This window comes from Kitasatospora sp. NPDC056076 (genome assembly GCF_042266305.1).
Taxonomy (GTDB): domain Bacteria; phylum Actinomycetota; class Actinomycetes; order Streptomycetales; family Streptomycetaceae; genus Kitasatospora.
Map to the genome: position 1 here is coordinate 48,333 of NZ_JBHJWG010000042.1, position 19,873 is coordinate 68,205.

Genomic DNA, 19,873 nt, shown 5'->3' on the forward strand with positions numbered 1-19,873 from the left:
GCCCTTCCCCTTTGACTACAGGCCGAGTTGACGGTCGATCAGGTCGAACAGGGCGTCGCCGTCGGCCTCCTCCAGTCGGTCGGTGAAGTCGGCGTCCGGCTTCGCCGCGCGGGCGGCACGGACCTGGTCGAGGGCTGCTTGGAGCCGGGCCGCCAGCTGGTCCAGTTCGCCTGCTCCGGCTGCTCCCGCCGCCCCGGCCGTCAGTTCGGCCAGGGTCGCTTCGACCTGGTCGAGACCGGCCGGCCCGGTGCGGTCCTCCGCCGGGGCCACCAGAGCGGTGAGGTGGCGGGCCAGGGCGGCGGCGGTGGGGTGGTCGAACAGCAGCGTGCTGGGCAGTCGCAGCCCGAGCAGGGTGCCCAGGCGGCCGCGCAGTTCCACCGCGGTCAGCGAGTCCAGGCCCAGGTCCAGCAGCCCCCGCTCCACCGGTACGGCGGCCGGGTCGGCGTGGCCCAGGACCTCGCCGACCGAACGGCGCACCAGGTCCAGGACGGCCCGTCCGCGTTCCTGCGGGGGGAGCCCGGCGAGCACGTCCCGGCCTTCCGGCAGGGCGGGAGCCGGAAGGGCGGGAGCCGGAAGGGCGGGGTCCGCCCCCGGGGCGGCGCCCGTCGGCCGGGAGCCGAGCAGCTCGCGCAGGGCGGCCGCCGGTCCGGTGCCGGGCCCGCCGGCCCCGGGTGCCGCCAGCCGGGCCGCGACCGCCACCGGACGGCCGGCCGCCAGGGCCTCGTCCAGCAGCCCGAGGGCGCTCGCGGCGGGCAGCGGGGCGATCCCGGTCCGGGCGATCCGGGCCCGGTCGGCCGCGCTCAGGGCCTCCCCCATGCCCTCGCCCTCCCACAGGCCCCACGGGAGGGACAGCGCGGGCAGGCCGAGTTCGTGGCGGTGCCCGGCGAGGGCGTCGAGGAAGGAGTTCGCGGCGGCGTACGAGCCCTGCCCGGCCGTCCCGAGCACTCCGGCGACCGAGGAGAACAGCACGAAGGCGTGCAGCGGCAGTTCCCCGGTCGCCTCGTGCAGCGCCCAGGCGCCGTCGACCTTCGGCCGCAGCACGGCGGCGACCCGCTCCGCCGTCAGGCCCTCGACCAGCCCGTCGTCCAGGACGCCGGCGGCGTGCACCAGCCCGGTGACCGGAAGGCCATCCGGCGCCTGCGCCAGCGCGGCCCGTACGGCCTGCGGATCGGCCACGTCGCCCGCGACCGGGACCGCCACGGCCCCCAGGGCCGCCAGTTCCTCCGCCAGCCCGGGCGCCACCCGCCCGCTCCGGCTCATCAGCACCAGCCCGCGCACCCCGTGGGCCGCCACCAGGTGCCGCACCAGGACCGCCGCCAGCGCGCCGGACGCGCCGGTGACCAGGACGCTCCCGGGACCGAACGCCCCGGTCGCGCTGGTCGCGCTGGTCGCGCCGGTCGCGCCGACCTCTGCGGCTCCAGCAGCCGCCGCTGTCAGGCGCGGGGCCAGGATCCGCCCGGCCCGCAGCAGGAGGTGCGGTTCGTCCTCGGGCCAGGCCACGGCGGGGAGGTCCGCGAGGCGGTCGGCCGGGAGGTCGGTGTCCACCAGCAGGACGCGGCCGGGGTGTTCGGCCGCGGCGGAGCGGACCAGCCCGCCGGCCGCCGCCGCGGCGAGCGCCGCCGGGCCGCCCGCGGCCGCGGCGGGCAGGACGACGACGAGGCGCGAGGCCTCGTACCGGCGCCCGGTCAGCCAGGTCCGCAGGGCGGTCAGGGCCCAGCCGGTGGCGTGGGCCACCTGCTCGGGCACGGGACGGTCCGCCGGGAGCGGCGGCAGGGGCAGCAGGACGACCGGCGGCACCGGGCCGGTCAGGTCGGCCGGGCTCTCCACCAGGGCCGCCGGGCGCGGGGCCGCCGGGAGGGCGAGCGGGCGGGTGCCGGGGACGAGCAGCGGGTCGGCGGGGCGGGCGGCACCGAACCGCCCGGCCGGGACCTCGGCGAGTTCGAGGGCGGCCGCGTGCAGCAGCGGGGCGCCGTCGGCGTCGTAGAGGGTCACGGCGGCGCGGTGCTCCCCGTCCGGCGCGATCCGGGCCCGCAGCGCTCCGGCGGGGACGGCCCGGTACGAACGGACCTCGCGCCAGGCGGCGGGCAGTCGCAGGGTGGTGCGCCCGTCGGACGGCAGTCCGGCGTGGGCCCAGGGGTGGAGGGCGGCGTCCAGGGCGGCGGGCGGCACGGCGAAGCGCCGGTCGCCGTCCCTGGCTCCTTCGGCGGGGCCCGCGAGTGCGGCCCACAGGGTGCCGTCGGGCTGCTGCCAGGCGGCGGTGACGGTGCGGAAGGCGCCGCCGTAGCCGAGGCCGTGGGCGTCGAGGGCGGCGTACAGCTCCTCGGCGCCGACCGGCCGGGCGCCGGGCGGCGGCCAGCTGCCCGCGGGCGGAACCGGCGCCGTCGGGGCGGGCGCCGTCGGGGCGGGCGCGAGCACGCCGGTGGCGTACCTGGTCCAGGGCTCCTCGGCGGCGCCGTCGGGCCGGGCGTGGATGCGCACGGCCCGCTCGCCGGCGTCGTCCGCCCGGTCCAGCGCGACCTGGAGCCGCAGCGCTCCGTCGGCCGGCAGCAGCAGCGGGGCCTCCAGGTCGAGGGCGGCGACCACGGGCAGCCCGGCGGTGCGGCCCGCGTGCAGGGCGAGGTCGAGCAGGGCGGTCGCGGGCAGCACGGTCGCGCCGGCCACGGTGTGCCCGGCGAGCCAGGGGTGCTCGCGCCGGTCCAGGCGGCCGGTGAGGACCGTCCCGGTGCCGTCGGCGAGGTCGACAGCGGCGCCGAGGAAGGGGTGACCGGCGGTGCTGAGCCCGGCGGCCCGCACGTCGCCGGCAGGGGCCGGGGCGTCGAGCCAGTGCCGGGTGCGTTGGAAGGGGTAGGTCGGCAGGCCGGGGTGCGGGGCCCCGGCCGCGCCCAGCACGGCGGGCCAGTCGACGCTGCCGCCCGCGGTGTGCACGGCGGCGACGGCCCGCAGCAGGGTGGCCGCCTCGCCGCGCCCGCGCCGCAGCACCGCCGCCGTCACGGCGGGCGGGTCCTGCGGGTCCTGCCGGTGCTGCGGATCCCGAGGGCTCTCCGGGGCCTGCGGCCCGTCGGCCAGCACGTCCTCGACCAGGGCGGTCAGCAGGGTGTCCGGCCCGATCTCCAGGTAGCGCACGGTGCCGAGCCCGCGCAGCGCCCGGACGCCGTCGGCGAACCGGACGGTCCCGCGCACGTGGCGGGCCCAGTAGTCGGGCGAGGCGGTCTCCTCCGGACCAGCCGGGCGGCCGGTCAGGTCGGAGACGAACGGGACGGTCGGACGGCCGAAGGCGAGACCGCCGAGGGCGGCCCGGAAGTCGTCCAGCATCGGGTCCATCAGCGGGGAGTGGAAGGCGTGGCTGACGGTCAGCCGGCGGGCCTTGGCGCCCGCGGCGACGAGCCGGGCGGCGACCGCGAGCACGGCGTCCTCCTCGCCGGAGACGACGGTGGCCCGCGGACCGTTGACGGCGGCCACCGAGACCCGGTCGGTGTACCCCTCCAGCGCGGCGAGGACCTCCGGCTCGGCGGCCCGGAAGGAGAGCATGGCGCCCTCAGCGGGCAGCGCGTCCATCAGCCGGCTGCGCGCGGCGACCAGGGCGACGGCGTCCGCCAGGGTGAGCACCCCCGCGGTGTGGGCCGCGGCGACGGCACCGATCGAGTGCCCGAGTACGGCGTCCGGCCGCACCCCCCAGTGGGCGAGCAGCCGCACCAGGGCGAACTCCACCGCGAACAGTGCGGGTTGGGTGTAGGCGGTGCGGTCCAGCAGGCCGGTGTCCTCGAACAGGACCTCCCGCAGCGGCCGTTCCAGGTGCGGGGTGAAGGCCGCGCACACCTCGTCGAGGGCGGCCGCGAACTCCGCGTGGGTCGCGTACAACTCCGCTGCCATGCCCACGCGTTGGCTGCCCTGGCCGGTGAAGATGAAGGCCGTCCGGCCACCCTGGGCGGAGCCGCGCAGCAGGCCCGGGGAGTCCGTCCCGGCGGCCAGCGCCCGCAGCCCGTCGAGCAGTTCGGCGCGGGAGCCGCCGACCACCGCCGCGCGCTGCTCGAAGGCCGTCCGGGTGGCGGCCAAGGCGGCGCCCGCAGCGGCGAGTTGCTCCTCGGGCAGGTCGGCGGCGAAGGCCAGCAGCCGCTGCGCCTGGTCGCGCAGCGCCGGTTCGGTGCGCGCCGACACCGGCCAGGCCACCGGCGCGGCGGGCTCGGTCGCAGCGGTAGCAGTGGTCCCAGCCGGCGCGGTGGCGTCCGGCGCCTGCTCCAGGATCACGTGCGCGTTGGTGCCGCTGATCCCGAAGGAGGACACGCCCGCCCGGCGCGGCCGGTCGAGCTCCGGCCACTCCCGTGCCTCGGCGAGCAGTTCCACCGCGCCGGCCGTCCAGTCCACGTGCGGCGAGGGCGCGTCCAGGTGCAGGGTCGCGGGCAGCCGGCCGTGCCGGATGGCCTCGACCATCTTGATCACGCCCGCCACGCCCGCCGCCGCCTGGCTGTGGCCGATGTTCGACTTGATCGAGCCCAGCCACAGCGGGTGCCCGGCCGGGCGCCCCTGCCCGTACGTCGCCAGCAGGGCCTGGGCCTCGATCGGGTCGCCGAGGCGGGTGCCCGTCCCGTGCGCCTCGACCGCGTCCACGCCGTCCGCCGTCAGCCGGGCGGCGGCCAGCGCGGCCCGGATCACCCGCTGCTGGGCGGGGCCGTTCGGCGCCGTCAGGCCGTTCGACGCGCCGTCCTGGTTGACGGCCGTGCCCCGCACCAGGGCCAGCACCGGATGCCCGTTGCGACGGGCGTCGGAGAGGCGTTCCAGGACGAGCACGCCCGCGCCCTCGGCCCAGCCGGTGCCGTCGGCTCCGGCCGCGAAGGGCTTGCAGCGCCCGTCCGGGGCCAGCCCGCGCTGGCGGCTGAACTCGACGAAGGTGGCGGGGGTGGCCATCACGGTGACGCCGCCGGCCAGGGCGAGGGTGGCCTCGCCGCTGCGCAGGGCCTGGGCGGCCAGGTGCAGCGCGACCAGCGAGGAGGAGCAGGCGGTGTCCACCGTGACGGCCGGGCCCTCCAGTCCGAGCGCGTAGGAGACCCGGCCGGAGGCGACGCTGCCGGCACTGCCGCTGACCAGGTAGCCCTCGTAGCCCTCCGGCGCCTCGGGCGCCTGGCTGAGCCGGGAGCCGTAGTCGTCGTACATCACGCCGACGAAGACACCGGTCCGGCTGCCGCGCAGCGCCCCCGGGTCGATGCCGGCCCGCTCGACGGCCTCCCAGGCGGTCTCCAGCAGGATCCGCTGCTGCGGGTCGGTGGCCAGCGCCTCGCGCGGGCTCATGCCGAAGAAGGCGGGGTCGAAGTCGGCGGCGTCGTAGAGGAACCCGCCCTCGCGGGCGGCGGACGTGCCGGGCCGCTCCTGGTCCGGGTGGAAGAGCCGGTCCAGGCGCCAGCCCCGGTCCTCGGGGAACGGGCCGACCGCGTCGACCCGGTCGGCGACCAGCTGCCACAGCTCCTCGGCGGAGCGCACCCCGCCGGGGTAGCGGCAGCCGATGCCGACGATGGCGATCGGGTCGTCGGCGGCCTCGACCGGCGGCTCCGCCGCCCGGTTCGCCGACCGGTTCGCCGCCCACTCCTCCGGCCGGTCCTCGCCGACGCCGGGGACCGACGGCAGCAGCACGTCGCCCAGGTGGGCGGCCAGCGCCGCCGGGCTCGGGTGGTCGAAGACCAGGGTGCTGGAGAGTGCCAGGCCGGTGGTCGCGTTCAGCCGGTTGCGCAGGTCGACGGCGGCCAGCGAGTCGAAGCCCTGCTCGGTGAAGGAGCGGTCCTGCTCGACGGCCTGCGGTCCGCCGTGCCCGAGCACCGCGGCGGTGGCGGTACGGACCAACTCGACCAGCAGCAGGGCGCGTTCGGACTCCGGCAGGGCCGCGAGCCGGTCCGCGAGCGGGGTCGCGGCCGGCCCGGCTGCCGCCGGGGCGAGCGCCGCGCGGCGCGGGGCCGGGCGGTCCGGGCGGGCCAGGCCGCGCAGCGGCGCGGGCAGGACGGTGCCGCTCGCCGTGGCCGTGGCGAGGTCCAGCCGGACCGGGGCGAGCAGCGGCTGCGGCGAGCCGAGCGCGTCGTCCAGCAGGGCGAGCGCCTCGGCCGGGGGCAGCGGGGCGATACCGGTCCGGGCCAGCCGGGCCAGGTCGGCGGTGGACAGCCGGCTCCCCATGCCGTCGCCGTCCCACAGCCCCCAGGCCAAGGAGAGCCCGGGCAGGCCGAGTTCGCGCCGGTGGGCGGCGAGCGCGTCGAGGAAGGAGTTGGCGGCCGCGTACGGGCCCTGGCCTGCGGTGCCGAGCAGTCCGGCGACCGAGGAGAACAGCACGAAGGCGTGCAGCGGCAGTTCCCCGGTCGCCTCGTGCAGCGCCCAGGCGCCGTCGGCCTTGGGCCGCAGCACGGCGGCGACCCGCTCCGCCGTGAGGCCCTCGGTCACGCCGTCGTCGACCACGCCGGCCGCGTGCAGCACGGCGGTGACCGGCAGCCCGTCCGGCGACCGGTCCAGCGCGGCCCGTACGGCCCGGGGGTCGGCGACGTCGGCGGCGACGGTCGCCACGGCGGCCCCGGCCGCCGTCAACTCCTCGACCAGGCCCGGCTCCACGCTGCCGCGGCGGCTGAGCAGGAGCAGGCCCCGGACGCCGTGGGAGTGCACCAGGTGGCGGGCCACCGTCGCACCGAGCGCCCCGGAGGCCCCGGTGAGCAGGACGGTTCCCGCCCCGAGGTCCGGTTGCCGGTCGGAGGTTTCGGCCCCGGTCAGCCTGGGGCGAAGCATCCTTTCCTGACGGATCGTCAGCTCGGGCTCCTCGTCGAACCGGAGGAGGTCCGGCGTCACCCGTTCGCCCTCCCCGGCGTCCAACAGCGCCACCCGGCCCGGGTGTTCGGCCGCCGCCGAACGGAACAGGCCCCGCACCGAGGCGGCGGCCAGGTCGCGCACCGGGTCGTCGGCGCCGGTCGTGACGGCGCCCCGGGTGAGCAGGACCAGCCGGGAGCCGGCGGTGCGCGGCTCGGCCAGCCACTCCTGGAGCACCGGCAGCAGGAGCCGGACGGCGGCGTGGGCGGCCTCCGCCGGGGACCCGGCGTCGGCCGGGGTGGCGTACGGGAGCAGGACGGTCGACGGCACCGGCTCCGGGAGCTCGGCGAGCGCGGTCACCGGGGTCGCGGCGGGCAGCAGGTCGAGGTCCGGCCGCTGCCCGGCCGGGACGAGGACGGCGACCGCGGCGGCGGCGGGGTCCGTGAACGGGACGGGCGGTACGGACGGCGGCGGAGGCACGGGCTCCCAGGAGAGCGCGTACAGCGAGCGGTCGGCGACGGTCCGCAGGCTGCGGGCCAGCGCCTCCCGGGTGACCGGGCGCAGGTCGAGCCGGGCGACCTCGGCCAGCGGCGCGCCCTGGGCGTCGGCGAGGACCAGCCGGTAGCCGCCGTCGGTCGGCCGCAGCGCGACCCGGGCCGTGGTGGCGCCCGTGGCGTGCACGGAGACGCCGTGCCAGGCGAAGGGCAGCAGCAGTGCGGACTCCGCGCCCGCGGCGCGGCCGTACCGGGCGAGCAGGTGGAGGGCGGCGTCCAGCAGCGCCGGGTGCAGCCCGTACGCACCGGCCTCGGCCGCCGGGCCCTCGGGCAGCGCGACCTCCGCGAAGAGCGTGCCGTCCGCGGCCCGCCAGGCGGAGCGCAGGCCCTGGAAGGCGGGGCCGTAGCGGTAGCCGTCGGCGGCGAGCTCCGGGTACAGGGCGTCCGTGTCCAGGGGTGCGGCGCCGACCGGGGGCCAGACCCGGACGGCGGCGAAGTCGGCGGAGTCGGCGAACCCTGCTGCTCCCTGGGCCTCCGGGGCGAGGGTTCCGGTGGCGTGCCTGGTCCAGGGGGCGTCCCCGTCCCCGGCCGGCCGGGTGTGCACGGCCAGCGCGCGCAGGCCGTTCGGGTCGGACGGCTCGGACGGACCGACCGCGAGCTGGAGTTGCAGGGCGCCCTCGGCGGGCAGCGGCAGCGGGGACTCCAGGGTCAGTTCGGCCAGGTGCGGGGCGCCGACGCGCTGCCCCGCCCGGAGCGCGAGCTCGACCAGGGCGGCTCCGGGCAGCAGTGGGGTGCCGAGGATCTCGTGGTCGGCGAGCCAGGGCAGCGCGGCCGGGGACAGCCGGCCGGTGAGCACCAGGCCACCGCTGTCCGGGAGTTGCAGTTCCGCGCCGAGCAGCGGATGGTCGGCCTGGTCGAGGCCCACCTCGCGCGGGTCCGCCGGGGTGGCGTCGGCATCGAGCCAGTAGCGCCGGTGCTCGAACGGATAGCCGGGCAGCTCCGGCGCGTCGGCGATGCGGCCGGTCACCCCGGTCAGGGCCGGCCAGTCGACGGCGGTCCCGGTGACGGCCAGCCGGGCCAGGGCGGTCGCCACGGCCCGCGCTTCGGGTCGGTCCCGGCGCAGGGCGGCCGCAGCGGCCACGGGTGCGTCCGCGCCGAGGGCCGCCTCGACCAGCGGGGTGAGGACGGCGTCGGGGCCCAGTTCCAGGTAGCGGGTGACGCCCTGCTCGTGCAGCGTCTGCACGACGTCGTGGAAGCGCACCGCCGAACGGATGTGCCGCGCCCAGTAAGCCGGGTCCGCGAACTCCTCCGCCGTGGCGAGAGCGCCGGTCAGATCGGAGACCACCGGCAGCAACGGCTCCGCGAACACCACCCCGCCCGCCACCCGCGTGAACTCCTCCAACACGCCGTCCATGTGCGGCGAATGGAACGCATGACTGACCGTCAACTGCTTGATCCGGCGCCCCCGTTCACGCCACCACCCGGCCACCTCCAGCACCGCGTCCTCGTCACCGGAGAGCACCACCGAACGCGGACCGTTCACCGCCGCCAACGACACCGACCCCTCCAGGCCCACCAGTTCGGCCAGCACCTCCCCCTCCGCGGCCTCCACCGCCACCATCGCCCCACCCGAACGCGCCGACCCCATCAACCGGCCCCGGGCCACCACCAACACCGCAGCGTCCTGCAGCGAGAACGCACCCGCCACGAACGCCGCCACCACCCCGCCGATCGAATGCCCGGCCACCACATCCGCCGACACACCCGCCGACACCACCAACCGGTACAGCGCCACCTCCACCGCGAACAACGCCGGCTGAGTGAACTCCGTACGGTCCAGCAGCTCCCCGCCCTCGAACACCACCTCCCGCAACGACCGCCCCAGCAACGGGTCGAACGCCGCGCACACCTCGTCGAACGCCGCCGCGAACACCGGGAACGCCCCGTACAACCCACGCCCCATACCCGACCACTGACTACCCTGCCCCGTGAACACGAACGCCGTACGACCACCGGGTGCGACCCGGCCGTGCAGCACGGCCGCGCTCTCCTCGCCCGAGGCGAACGTCGCCAGTGCGTCGAGGAGTTCGGCACGGTCGGCGCCGAGCAGGACGGCCCGGCGCTCCAGCGCACCACGCGTTCGGGCGAGCGCGAGGCCCAGGCGGGCCGGGTGCAGTTCCGGGCGGTCCTGGGCGAAGGCCAGCAGTCGTACGGCCTGGGCGCGCAGCGCCGTGTCGGTGCGCGCCGACACCGGCCAGGCCACCACCCCCGACGGCTCCACCACCTCCTCCGAAGACGGCGCGACCTCCGGCGCCTGCTCCAGGATCACGTGCGCGTTCGTCCCACTGATCCCGAACGAGGACACCCCCGCCCGACGCACACGCCCCACCTCCGGCCACTCTCGCGCCTCAGCCAGCAACTCCACCCCACCCGAAGCCCAGTCCACCAACGGCGACGGCTCCCCCGCGTACAACGACCCCGGCAACACCCCCTCCGCCAGTGCCCGCACCATCTTGATCACACCACCCACACCCGCAGCCGCCTGCGCATGCCCGATGTTCGACTTCAACGACCCCAACCACAAAGGCCGCTCAACAGAACGGTCCTGACCGTAGGTGGCGAGCAGCGCCTGCGCCTCGATCGGATCCCCGAGCCGGGTCCCCGTCCCGTGCGCCTCCACCACATCCACATCCCCCGCACCCAACCCCGCAGCCGACAACGCCGCCCGGATCACCCGCTCCTGCGAAGGCCCGTTCGGCGCCGTCAGACCGTTCGACGCACCGTCCTGATTCACCGCCGAACCCCGCACCACCGCCAACACACGATGCCCGTGACGCAACGCATCCGACAAACGCTCCACCACCAGCACCCCCACCCCCTCACTCCACCCCGTCCCGTCCGCACCCGCCGCGAACGACCGGCACCGACCGTCCACCGACAACCCCCGCTGCCGACTGAACTCCACGAAGGTGTCCGGCCGGGCCATCACGGTGACGCCGCCGGCCAGCGCGAGGTCCGCCTCGCCGCTGCGCAGGGCCTGGGCGGCCAGGTGGAGCGCGACCAGCGAGGAGGAGCAGGCCGTGTCCACCGTCACCGCCGGGCCCTCCAGCCCGAAGGTGTAGGCGATCCGGCCGGAGATCACGCTGGAGGTGTTGCCGGTCAGCAGGTACCCCTCGTAGCCCTCGGGGGCGCGCTGGAGCCGGGAGCCGTAGTCGTTGTACATCACCCCGGCGAAGACGCCGGTCCGGCTGCCGCGCAGGTCGGCCGGGTCGATCCCGGCCGACTCCAGCGCCTCCCAGGACGACTCCAGCAGCAGCCGCTGCTGCGGGTCCATCGCCGCCGCCTCACGCGGCGAGATCCCGAAGAACTCCGCGTCGAAGTCGGCCGCTCGGTGCAGGAAGCCGCCCTCGCGGGCGTAGGAGGTGCCGTGGTGGTCGGGGTCGGGGTGGTAGAGCGCGTCGAGGTCCCAGCCCCGGTCCGAGGGGAACGACGAGATCGCATCCCGACCCTCCACCACCAACCGCCACAGCTCCTCCGGCGAACCCACCCCACCCGGATACCGGCACGCCATCCCCACGATCGCCACCGGCTCGTCCACCACCACCGCCCGCACCACCGACACCTCCCGGTCCACGGTCCGGGTGCCGTCCAGCTCGGCGAGCAGGCGCCGGGCCAGGGCGGCCGGGGAGGGCTGGTCGAAGACGACGGTGGCGGGCAGTCGCAGGCCCGTCGCGGTGTTGAGGCGGTTGCGCAGTTCCACGGCGGTCAGCGAGTCCAGGCCGAGGTCCTTGAAGGCACGGTCCGGGTCGACGGTGTCCGTGCCGCTGTGCCCGAGCACGGCGGCCACCGCTCCGCGCACCAACTCCTCGGCCGTCCGGGCGCGTTCGGCCTCGGGGAGGGCGGCGGTGCGCTCGGCCCAGCCGGTGCCGCCCGCCGGTCCTCCGGCGCGCGCGGCGGCACTGCGGCGCAGCGGGGTGCGGACCAGGCCGCGCAGCGGGGCCGGCAGCGGCCCGTCGGCGGCGCGGGCGCGCAGTGCGGCCCGGTCGATCCTGGCCGGTACCAGCAGCGGGTCGGCTCCGGCGAACCGGTCGGATTCGGCGAGGGCCTCCGCTCCAGCGAACGGGGCGGTTCCGGCGAGCGCCGCGTCGAACAGCTCCAGTGCGGCCGTGGTGTCCAGCGGCGGCAGCCCGCTGCGGCTCCAACGGCGGAGGGCCTCCGCGTCCAGGGCGCCTGCCATGCCGTCCTGGTCGGCCCAGAGCGACCAGGCCAGCGAGAGGGCGGGCAGGCCGAGTGTCCGGCGGTGCTGGGCGAGCGCGTCCAGGAAGCTGTTGGCGGCCGCGTAGCCGCCCTGGCCGGCGGTGCCGGTGATGCCCGAGACGGAGGAGAACAGGACGAAGGCGGCCAGGTCGAGGTCGGCGGTGAGCTCGTGCAGGTGCCAGGCGGCGTCCGCCTTGGGCCGCAGCACCCGGGCGATCCGGTCGGCGTCGAGTCCGGTGAGGGTGGCGTCGTCCACGATTCCGGCGAGGTGGAGGACCGCGCGCAGCGGACGGTCGGTCGGCAGGTCGGCGAGGAGGGCGGCCAGCGCGGCCCGGTCTCCGGTGTCGGCGGCGGCGAGGACCACCTCCGCGCCCAGGGCGGTCAGTTCGGCGGCGGTCTCGGCCGCTCCGGGGGCCGCCGGGCCACGGCGGCTGACCAGCAGCAGCCGTCGGACGCCGTGCCGCTCCACCAGGTGGCGGGCGAGCAGGCCGCCCAGGCCGCCGGTGCCGCCGGTGATCAGGACGGTGCCCCCGGTCAGGTCCGGCGCGGGGACGTCGGTCGGGGCCGGTGCAGCGCCGTCGGTCCGGCCCGTCGCGACGCCGTCGGCCGGTCGGCCCGGGCGGGGTGACGGCACGGGCTGGAGCACTGGTCGGAGTACCGCGCCCGCGCGCAGGGCGAGTTGGGGCAGGCCGGTGGCCAGGGCGGCCGGGAGCGCGGCGGCCGAGGCCGGGTCGTCGTCCAGGTCGACGAGCCGGAAGCGGTCGGGGTGCTCGCTCTGGGCGCTGCGCAGCAGCCCCCAGACGGCGGCCGCGGCTGGGTCGGGCGCGGGACCGTCGGCCGTGGCGGCGGTGGCGCCCGTGGCGGCGGTGGCGGCGACCGCGTGCCGGGTGAGGACGGCGAGGACGGTGTCCGCCAAGCGCTCGTCGGCCAGCCAGTCCTGGGCGAGCCGCAGCGCTTCGCGGGTGAGCTCGCGCGCTGCGGCGGGCCGGTCGGCGCCGGTGTCCGGCAGGACGGCGAGGACGGTCCCGGGGGCGGGCTGCCCCGCGTCGAGGGCGGCGCGCAGTGCGGCCGGGTCCGGGAGGGCGGGCAGCGCGGACAGGCCCTGCGGTGCGGGCCCGAGCAGCAGGGTCCGCCCGGGGGCGGGCCGGGCGTCGACCGGCACGGGGATCCAGTCGAGGCGGTGCAGCGCCCCGCGCTCGGCGGACCGGTCGGCGGCGTCGGTGGGTGTCGCGGTGCGCAGGGCGAGCGAGCCGACGGACAGCACGGGCCGGCCCTCGACGTCGAAGGCCGCGAGGGCGGCCCCTTCGGCGCCCGGTGTCCAGCGGACCCGCAGCAGGGCCGCTCCCTGGGCGTGCAGCCGGACGACACCGAAGGAGAACGGCAGCGGCAGGCCGCCCCCGGCGGCCCGGTCAGCGCTCTCGGCGTCCACCAGCGGGTGCAGGGCGGCGTCCAGCAGGGCCGGATGGATGCCGAACGCCTCGGCGGAGAGCGCCTGTTCGTCGCCCAGCGCGAGTTCGGCGAACAGCTCCGGGCCGAGCCGCCAGGCCGCGCGCACGCCCTGGAAGGCGGGGCCGTACGCGTACCCCCGGGCGAGCAGCCGGGCGTACAGGGCGTCCGGGTCCAGCGGTTCGGCGCCGGGCGGCGGCCAGGCGGCGAGCTCCGGCGCGGCCGCCGGGGCCGCCCCCGGAAGGGCCTCGGTGAGCGAGTCGTCGGCGAGCGAGCCCTCGGCGAGCAGGCCCTCGGCGTGCCTGGTCCAGCCCTCGCCGTCCTCCTGGCCGGGGCGCTGGGGGCGGGCGTGGACGGCCAGGGTCCGACGCCCGTTCCCGTCCGACGGGCCGACCGCGAGCTGGAGTTGGACGGCGCCGCCGGCGGGCAGCGGCAGCGGCGCGTGCAGGGTCAGCTCCTCCACGCCGTCGGCACCGATGCGGGCGGCGGCGGCCAGCGCCAGTTCCAGGAAGGCGGTGCCGGGCAGCAGCGGGGTGCCGAGGATCTCGTGCTCCGCGAGCCAGGCCTGCCCGGCCGAGGAGATCCGGCCGGTGAGCAGCAGTCCGCCGTCCTCGGCGGTCCCGACGGCGGCGGCCAGCAGGGGGTGGCCGGCCTCGGCCAGCCCGAGGGCGGCGGCGTCGGTGGCCGGGCGGGGCGCCGACCAGTAGTGGGTGTGCTGGAACGGGTAGGTGGGCAGGTCCAGTGGGACCGCCGGGCCGGGCAGCAGCGGCCGCAGCACCTCGGCCGGGGCGCCGGCGGCGTACAGCCGGGCCAGCGCGTCCGCCAGGACGCGGACCTCCGGACGGCCGCGACGGGCGAGCGGGAGGACGGCGACGGGGTCGGCGTCCTGGTCCAGCGCCTCCCGGACGAGTGGGGTGAGGACGGCGTCGGGGCCCAGTTCCAGGTAGCGGGTGACGCCCTGCTCGTGCAGCGTCTGCACGACGTCGTGGAAGCGCACCGCCGAACGGATGTGCCGCGCCCAGTAAGCCGGTTCGGCGAGTTCCTCCGCCGTGGCGAGAGCGCCGGTCAGATCGGAGACCACCGGCAGCAACGGCTCCGCGAACACCACCCCGCCCGCCACCCGCGTGAACTCCTCCAACACGCCGTCCATGTGCGGCGAATGGAACGCATGACTGACCGTCAACTGCTTGACCCGGCGACCACGTTCACGCCACCGCCCGGCCACCTCCAACACCGCGCCGTCGTCCCCGGAGAGCACCACCGAACGCGGCCCGTTCACCGCCGCCAACGACACCGACCCCTCCAGGCCCACCAGTTCGGCCAGCACCTCCTCCTCCGCGGCCTCCACCGCCACCATCGCCCCACCCGAACGCGCCGACCCCATCAACCGGCCCCGGGCCACCACCAACACCGCAGCGTCGTGCAACGAGAACGCACCCGCCACGAACGCCGCCACCACCCCGCCGATCGAATGCCCGGCCACCACATCCGCCGACACACCCGCCGACACCACCAACCGGTACAGCGCCACCTCCACCGCGAACAACGCCGGCTGAGTGAACTCCGTACGGTCCAGCAGCTCTCCGCCCTCGAACACCACCTTCCGCAACGACCGCCCCAGCAACGGGTCGAACGCCGCGCACACCTCGTCGAACGCCGCCGCGAACACCGGGAACGCCCCGTACAACCCACGCCCCATACCCGACCATTGACTACCCTGCCCCGTGAACACGAACGCCGTACGACCACCGTCACGGGCAGAGCCGGTGACCGGCCCGGAGTCGCCGGAGGCATCCGTACCGGTCGCCAACGCCCGGAGGCCGTCCAGCAGTTCGGAGCGCTCCGAGCCCAGCACCACCGCCCGCCGCTCGAAGGCGGAGCGGGTGGAGACCAGGGCCCGACCCAACACACCCGGGTCCACGTCCGGGTGCCGCTCGGTGTAGGCCAGCAGTCGTACGGCCTGGGCGCGCAGCGCCGTGTCGGTGCGCGCCGACACCGGCCAGGCCACCACCGCCGACGGCTCCACCACCTCCTCCGAAGACAGCGCGACCTCCGGCGCCTGCTCCAGGATCACATGCGCGTTCGTCCCACTGATCCCGAACGAGGACACCCCCGCCCGACGCACACGCCCCACCTCCGGCCACTCCCGCGCCTCAGCCAGCAGTTCCACCCCACCCGAAGCCCAGTCCACCAACGGCGACGGCTCCCCCGCATACAACGACCCCGGCAACACCCCCTCCGCCAGAGCCCGCACCATCTTGATCACACCACCCACACCCGCAGCCGCCTGCGCATGCCCGATGTTCGACTTCAACGACCCCAACCACAACGGCCGCTCAGCAGAACGGTCCCGACCGTACGTCGCCAGCAACGCCTGCGCCTCGATCGGATCACCCAACCGGGTCCCCGTCCCGTGCGCCTCCACCACATCCACATCCCCCGCACCCAACCCGGCCGCCGACAATGCCGCCCGGATCACCCGCTCCTGCGAAGGCCCGTTCGGCGCCGTCAAACCGTTCGACGCACCGTCCTGATTCACCGCCGAACCCCGCACCACCGCCAACACCCGATGCCCGTGACGCACCGCATCCGACAAACGCTCCACCACCAGCACCCCCACCCCCTCACTCCACCCCGTCCCGTCCGCACCCGCCGCGAACGACCGGCACCGACCATCGACCGACAACCCCCGCTGCCGACTGAACTCCACGAACATGCCGGGGCTCGACATCACCGTCACGCCACCGGCGAGGGCCAGGTCGCAGTCCCCGGTGCGCAGCGCGGCGGCGGCCTGGTGCAGTGCGACCAGCGAGGAGGAGCACGCGGTGTCCACCGTCACCGCCGGACCCTCCAGGCCGAAGGCGTACGCGACCCGGCCGGAGATCACGCTGGTCGTACTGCCGGTGAGCACGAAGCCGTCCGCGCCGTCGGAGCCTTCGGAGAGGCGCGGACCGTACTCCATCGCGGTGGCGCCGACGTAGACGCCGGTGCGGCTGCCGCGCAGGTCGGCCGGGTCGATCCCGGCCGACTCCAGCGCCTCCCAGGACGACTCCAGGACCAGCCGCTGCTGCGGGTCCATCGCCGCCGCCTCACGCGGCGAGATCCCGAAGAACTCCGCGTCGAACCCGCCCGCGCCGGTGAGGAATCCGCCGTGCCGGGCGTAGCTGGTGCCCGGGTGGTCGGGGTCCGGGTCGTAGAGCGCGTCGAGGTCCCAGCCCCGGTCCGAGGGGAACGACGAGATCGCATCCCGCCCCTCCACCACCAACCGCCACAACTCCTCCGGCGAACCCACCCCACCCGGATACCGGCACGCCATCCCCACGATCGCCACCGGCTCGTCCACCACCACCGCCCGCACCACCGACACCTCCCGCTCGTCACCACGCAGGTGCCGGGCCAGGGCCTCCGGGGTCGGGTGGTCGTAGACGGCGGACGCGGACAGCGCGAACCCGGTGGCGGCGGTCAGGCGGTCGGCCAGTTCGACGGCGCCCAGCGAGTCCAGGCCGAGGTCCTTGAAGGTCCGTCGGCCGTCCAGGGTGTGCGGGGTGGGGTGGCCCAGCACCACGGCGGCCTGGGCCCGGACGAGGTCCAGCAGCTCGCCGTCCGGCCGCCGCACCGGCGCCGCCGGAACGGGCTCGGGCTCGGCGGCGGGCTCGGGCTCGGCGGCGGTCACGGGCTCGGGCTCGGCGCCCGCGCCCGGTCCGCCCGGGAGGGCGTCCGCCCCCGCCAGCCAGTACCGCTCCCGCTGGAACGCGTACGTCGGCAGCGCGACCGCCCGGGCCGCCTCAGCACCCGCGCCCTCGCCCTCGCCCGGACCGAAGTACCGCGCCCAGTCGACCTCACCGCCCCGGGCGTGCAGCAGCCCGACCGCGCCGAGCACACTCGCCGGCTCCGACCGCCCCCGCCGCAGCAGCGCGGCGCCCGCGACCTCGGCGCCCGGCCCGTCGGCCGCCGCCGTGGACCGGACGAGCGCGGTGAGCACCGCGTCCGGGCCGAGTTCGAGGTGGGTGCGCACGCCGAGGCCGTGCAGGGCGCGCACCGCGTCGGCGAAGCGGACGGCCTCGCGGGCGTGCCGCACCCAGTGCTCGGGGTCGGCCAGGGTGTCCGCCGCGACCGGGCGGCCGGTGAGGGTGGAGACCAGCGGCAGCCGGGGCGGTGCGTACGACAGCCGGGCGGCGACCGCGCGGAAGCGCTCCAGCGCCGGGTCCATCAGCGGGGAGTGGAAGGCATGACTGACCCGCAGTCGGCGGGTGCGCCGCCCGAGCGCGGCGAGCTCGGCGGCCACCGCGAGGACGGCCGCTTCGGCCCCGGACAGGACGACGGCGCGCGGGCCGTTGACGGCGGCGATGCCCACCTCGCCCTCCCGGCCGGACAGCCGGTCCAGCACCTCCTCCTCGGCGGCCTCCACCGCCACCATCGCACCGCCCGTGGGCAGTTCGGCCATCAGCCGGCCCCGGGCGGTGATCAGGACGGCGGCGTCGGCCAGGGTGAGCACCCCGGCGGCGTGGGCGGCGGCGATCTCGCCGATGGAGTGCCCGGCCACGGCGTCCGGGGTCACCCCCCAGGAGCGCAGCAGGGCGTGCAGCGCGTTGCCGAGCGCGAACAGCGCCGGCTGGGTGTACTCGGTGCGGTCCAGCAACTCGCCCTCGGGGCTTCCGGGTTCAGCGAACAGGAGGCTGCCGAGCGGCCGGTCGAGGTGCGGGTCGAGGGCAGCCAGGGTCTCGTCCAGGGCGGCCGCGAAGGCCGGGAAGCGCGCGTACAGTCCGCGTCCGACGCCGGGGCGCTGGCTGCCCTGGCCGGGGAACAGGAAGGCGGTGCCGCCGACGGTGCCCGCTGTGCCGGTGACCGCCCCGGGGGCCTCCCGCCCGGCGGCCAGCGCGTCCAGCGCGGCGAGCAGCCCGGCCCGGTCCTCGGCCACCAGGACGGCGCGGTCCTCGAAGGAGGTCCGGGCGAGGGCGAGCGGGCCGGCGAGTTCGGCCGGGCCGAGCGCGGGGTGCGCGGCCAGGTGCGCGCGCAGGGCGGCGGCCTGTCCGCGCAGCGCCGGGCGGCCGCGGCCGGAGAGCAGTACCGGCGCGGGCAGGGGCGCCGGGCGGGGGGCGGGCGCGGGCACCGGCGGGGCGCCGGTCAGCACGACGTGGACGTCCGTGCCGCCCATGCCGAAGGAGCTGACCCCGGCCAGCCGGGCCGCCGTCGCGGCGCCGGGCCAGGGGGTGCGCTCGGTGGCGACCCGCAGCCGCAGCTCCGTCAGGTCGACGGCCGGGTTGGGGGTGCGGTGGTGCAGAGTCGGCGGCAGCTCGCCGTGGTGCAGCGCGAGCACCGTCTTCACCAGGCCGACCAGGCCGGCCGCCCCTTCCAGGTGGCCGACGTTGCTCTTGGCCGAACCGACCAGCAGCGGGGCGTCCGCGGCCCGGCCGGCCCCCAGCACCCGGCCGAGCGCGGTGGCCTCCACCGGGTCGCCGACGGCCGTGCCGGTGCCGTGCAGCTCGACGTACTGGACGGCGGCCGGGTCCACCCCGGCCCGGCGGTAGGCGGCCGCCAGCACCTCGGCCTGGCCGTCGGCGCCGGGCACGGTCAGGCCGTCGGTGGCGCCGTCGTTGCCGAGGGCGCTGCCCAGCAGCACGCCGTACACCGGGTCGCCGTCCGCCAGCGCCGCGGCCAGCGGCCTGAGCAGCACCGCGACACCGCCCTCGCCGCGCGCGTACCCGTCGGCGGCCGCGTCGAGCGGACGGCTGCGGCCGTGCGGGGACAGGCCGCCGAAGCGGGCCGCGCCGAGCGTGCTGTCCGGCGCGGCGATCAGGTTCACCCCGAGGACGAGGGCGAGGTCGGACTCGCCGCGGCGCAGGCTCTCGGCGGCCAGGTGGACGGCGGCCAGGGAGGAGGACTGCGCGGTGTCCACGGTCAGGCTCGGGCCGCGCAGGCCCAGCTGGTAGGAGAGCCGGTTGGCGATCATGCCCCGGTTGAGGCCGGTCAGCGTGTGCCGGTCCACCGAGCCCGGGCCCTGCCGGTGCACCAGTGCCGCGTAGTCGTCCAGGAAGGCGCCGACGAACACCCCGGTACGGCTGTCGCGCAGCCGGGCGGGCAGCCGGCCGGCGTCCTCCAGCACCTCCCAGCCGAGTTCCAGCACCAGCCGCTGCTGCGGGTCCATCGCCGCCGCCTCACGCGGCGAGATCCCGAAGAAGGCGGCGTCGAAGGTGTCGATCCGCTCCAGGAAGGCGCCCGCGCGCGGCACACCGGGGGTGTCCGCCGGCCAGCGGTCGGCGGGGGGCTCGCCGACGGCGTCCCGGCCCTCGCGCAGCAGTTCCCAGAACGCCGCCGGGTCGGGCGCACCGGGGAGCCGGCAGGCCAGGCCCACCACGGCGACGGCGCCGGGCGGCACCTCGCCGGCGGGCGACACCTCGACGGCGGGGGCGGCGGTGCGGGCGGCAACGGCGGCAGGGGTCTCGGGCTTGGCGGTCATCGCGGGGTGTGTGCTCCTCGTCGAGGCGTTGCGGGGCGTCGGGGCGTTGCAGCAGGGGGGGTGGCGTGGTGACGGAGTGGCGGCTGGGCCACGGGCAGGGCCGGTGGCCACGCGCCGGGCCGGGGCAGCGGAGGCACCGGCGGTCATGCTCGGCGGGGCGGCTAAACCACCCCTGAACGTCGCGCGGTCAGCTCGGCCGGGTCAGGCCCGCCCACAGCTCGCGCTCGACGGGCGTGGGCGGCACCCCGACCAGCAGCCGCTCGGGGTGCCCGGCCGGCGGGCCGACCGGCGGCAACGGCGGCGACTGCGGATGGGGCCGCGCCGACGGACCGGCCCACTCCGAGCCGTCGCAGCCCGGCAGCGGCGCCCAGCCGACGGCGAACCACCTCATCGGCAGCAGGATCCGGCGCAGTGCCCAGGCGGCGGCCCGGCGGCGGCCCGGCGGCGGCGC

General features: G+C 77.3%; 2 protein-coding genes. Both read right to left on the bottom strand.

The features are described 5' to 3' along the window. Positions 1-15 precede the first annotated feature (15 nt). Positions 16-19,422, bottom strand: a complete 19,407-nt coding sequence (locus ACFC1T_RS29055) for an SDR family NAD(P)-dependent oxidoreductase (protein WP_375893187.1) — start codon at positions 19,420-19,422, stop codon at positions 16-18. 187 nt (positions 19,423-19,609) lie between these two features. Beyond that, a complete protein-coding gene (locus ACFC1T_RS29060; RefSeq protein WP_375893188.1) occupies positions 19,610-19,813 on the bottom strand; it encodes a DUF6059 family protein in 204 nt (67 codons plus the stop codon). Positions 19,814-19,873 lie beyond the last annotated feature (60 nt).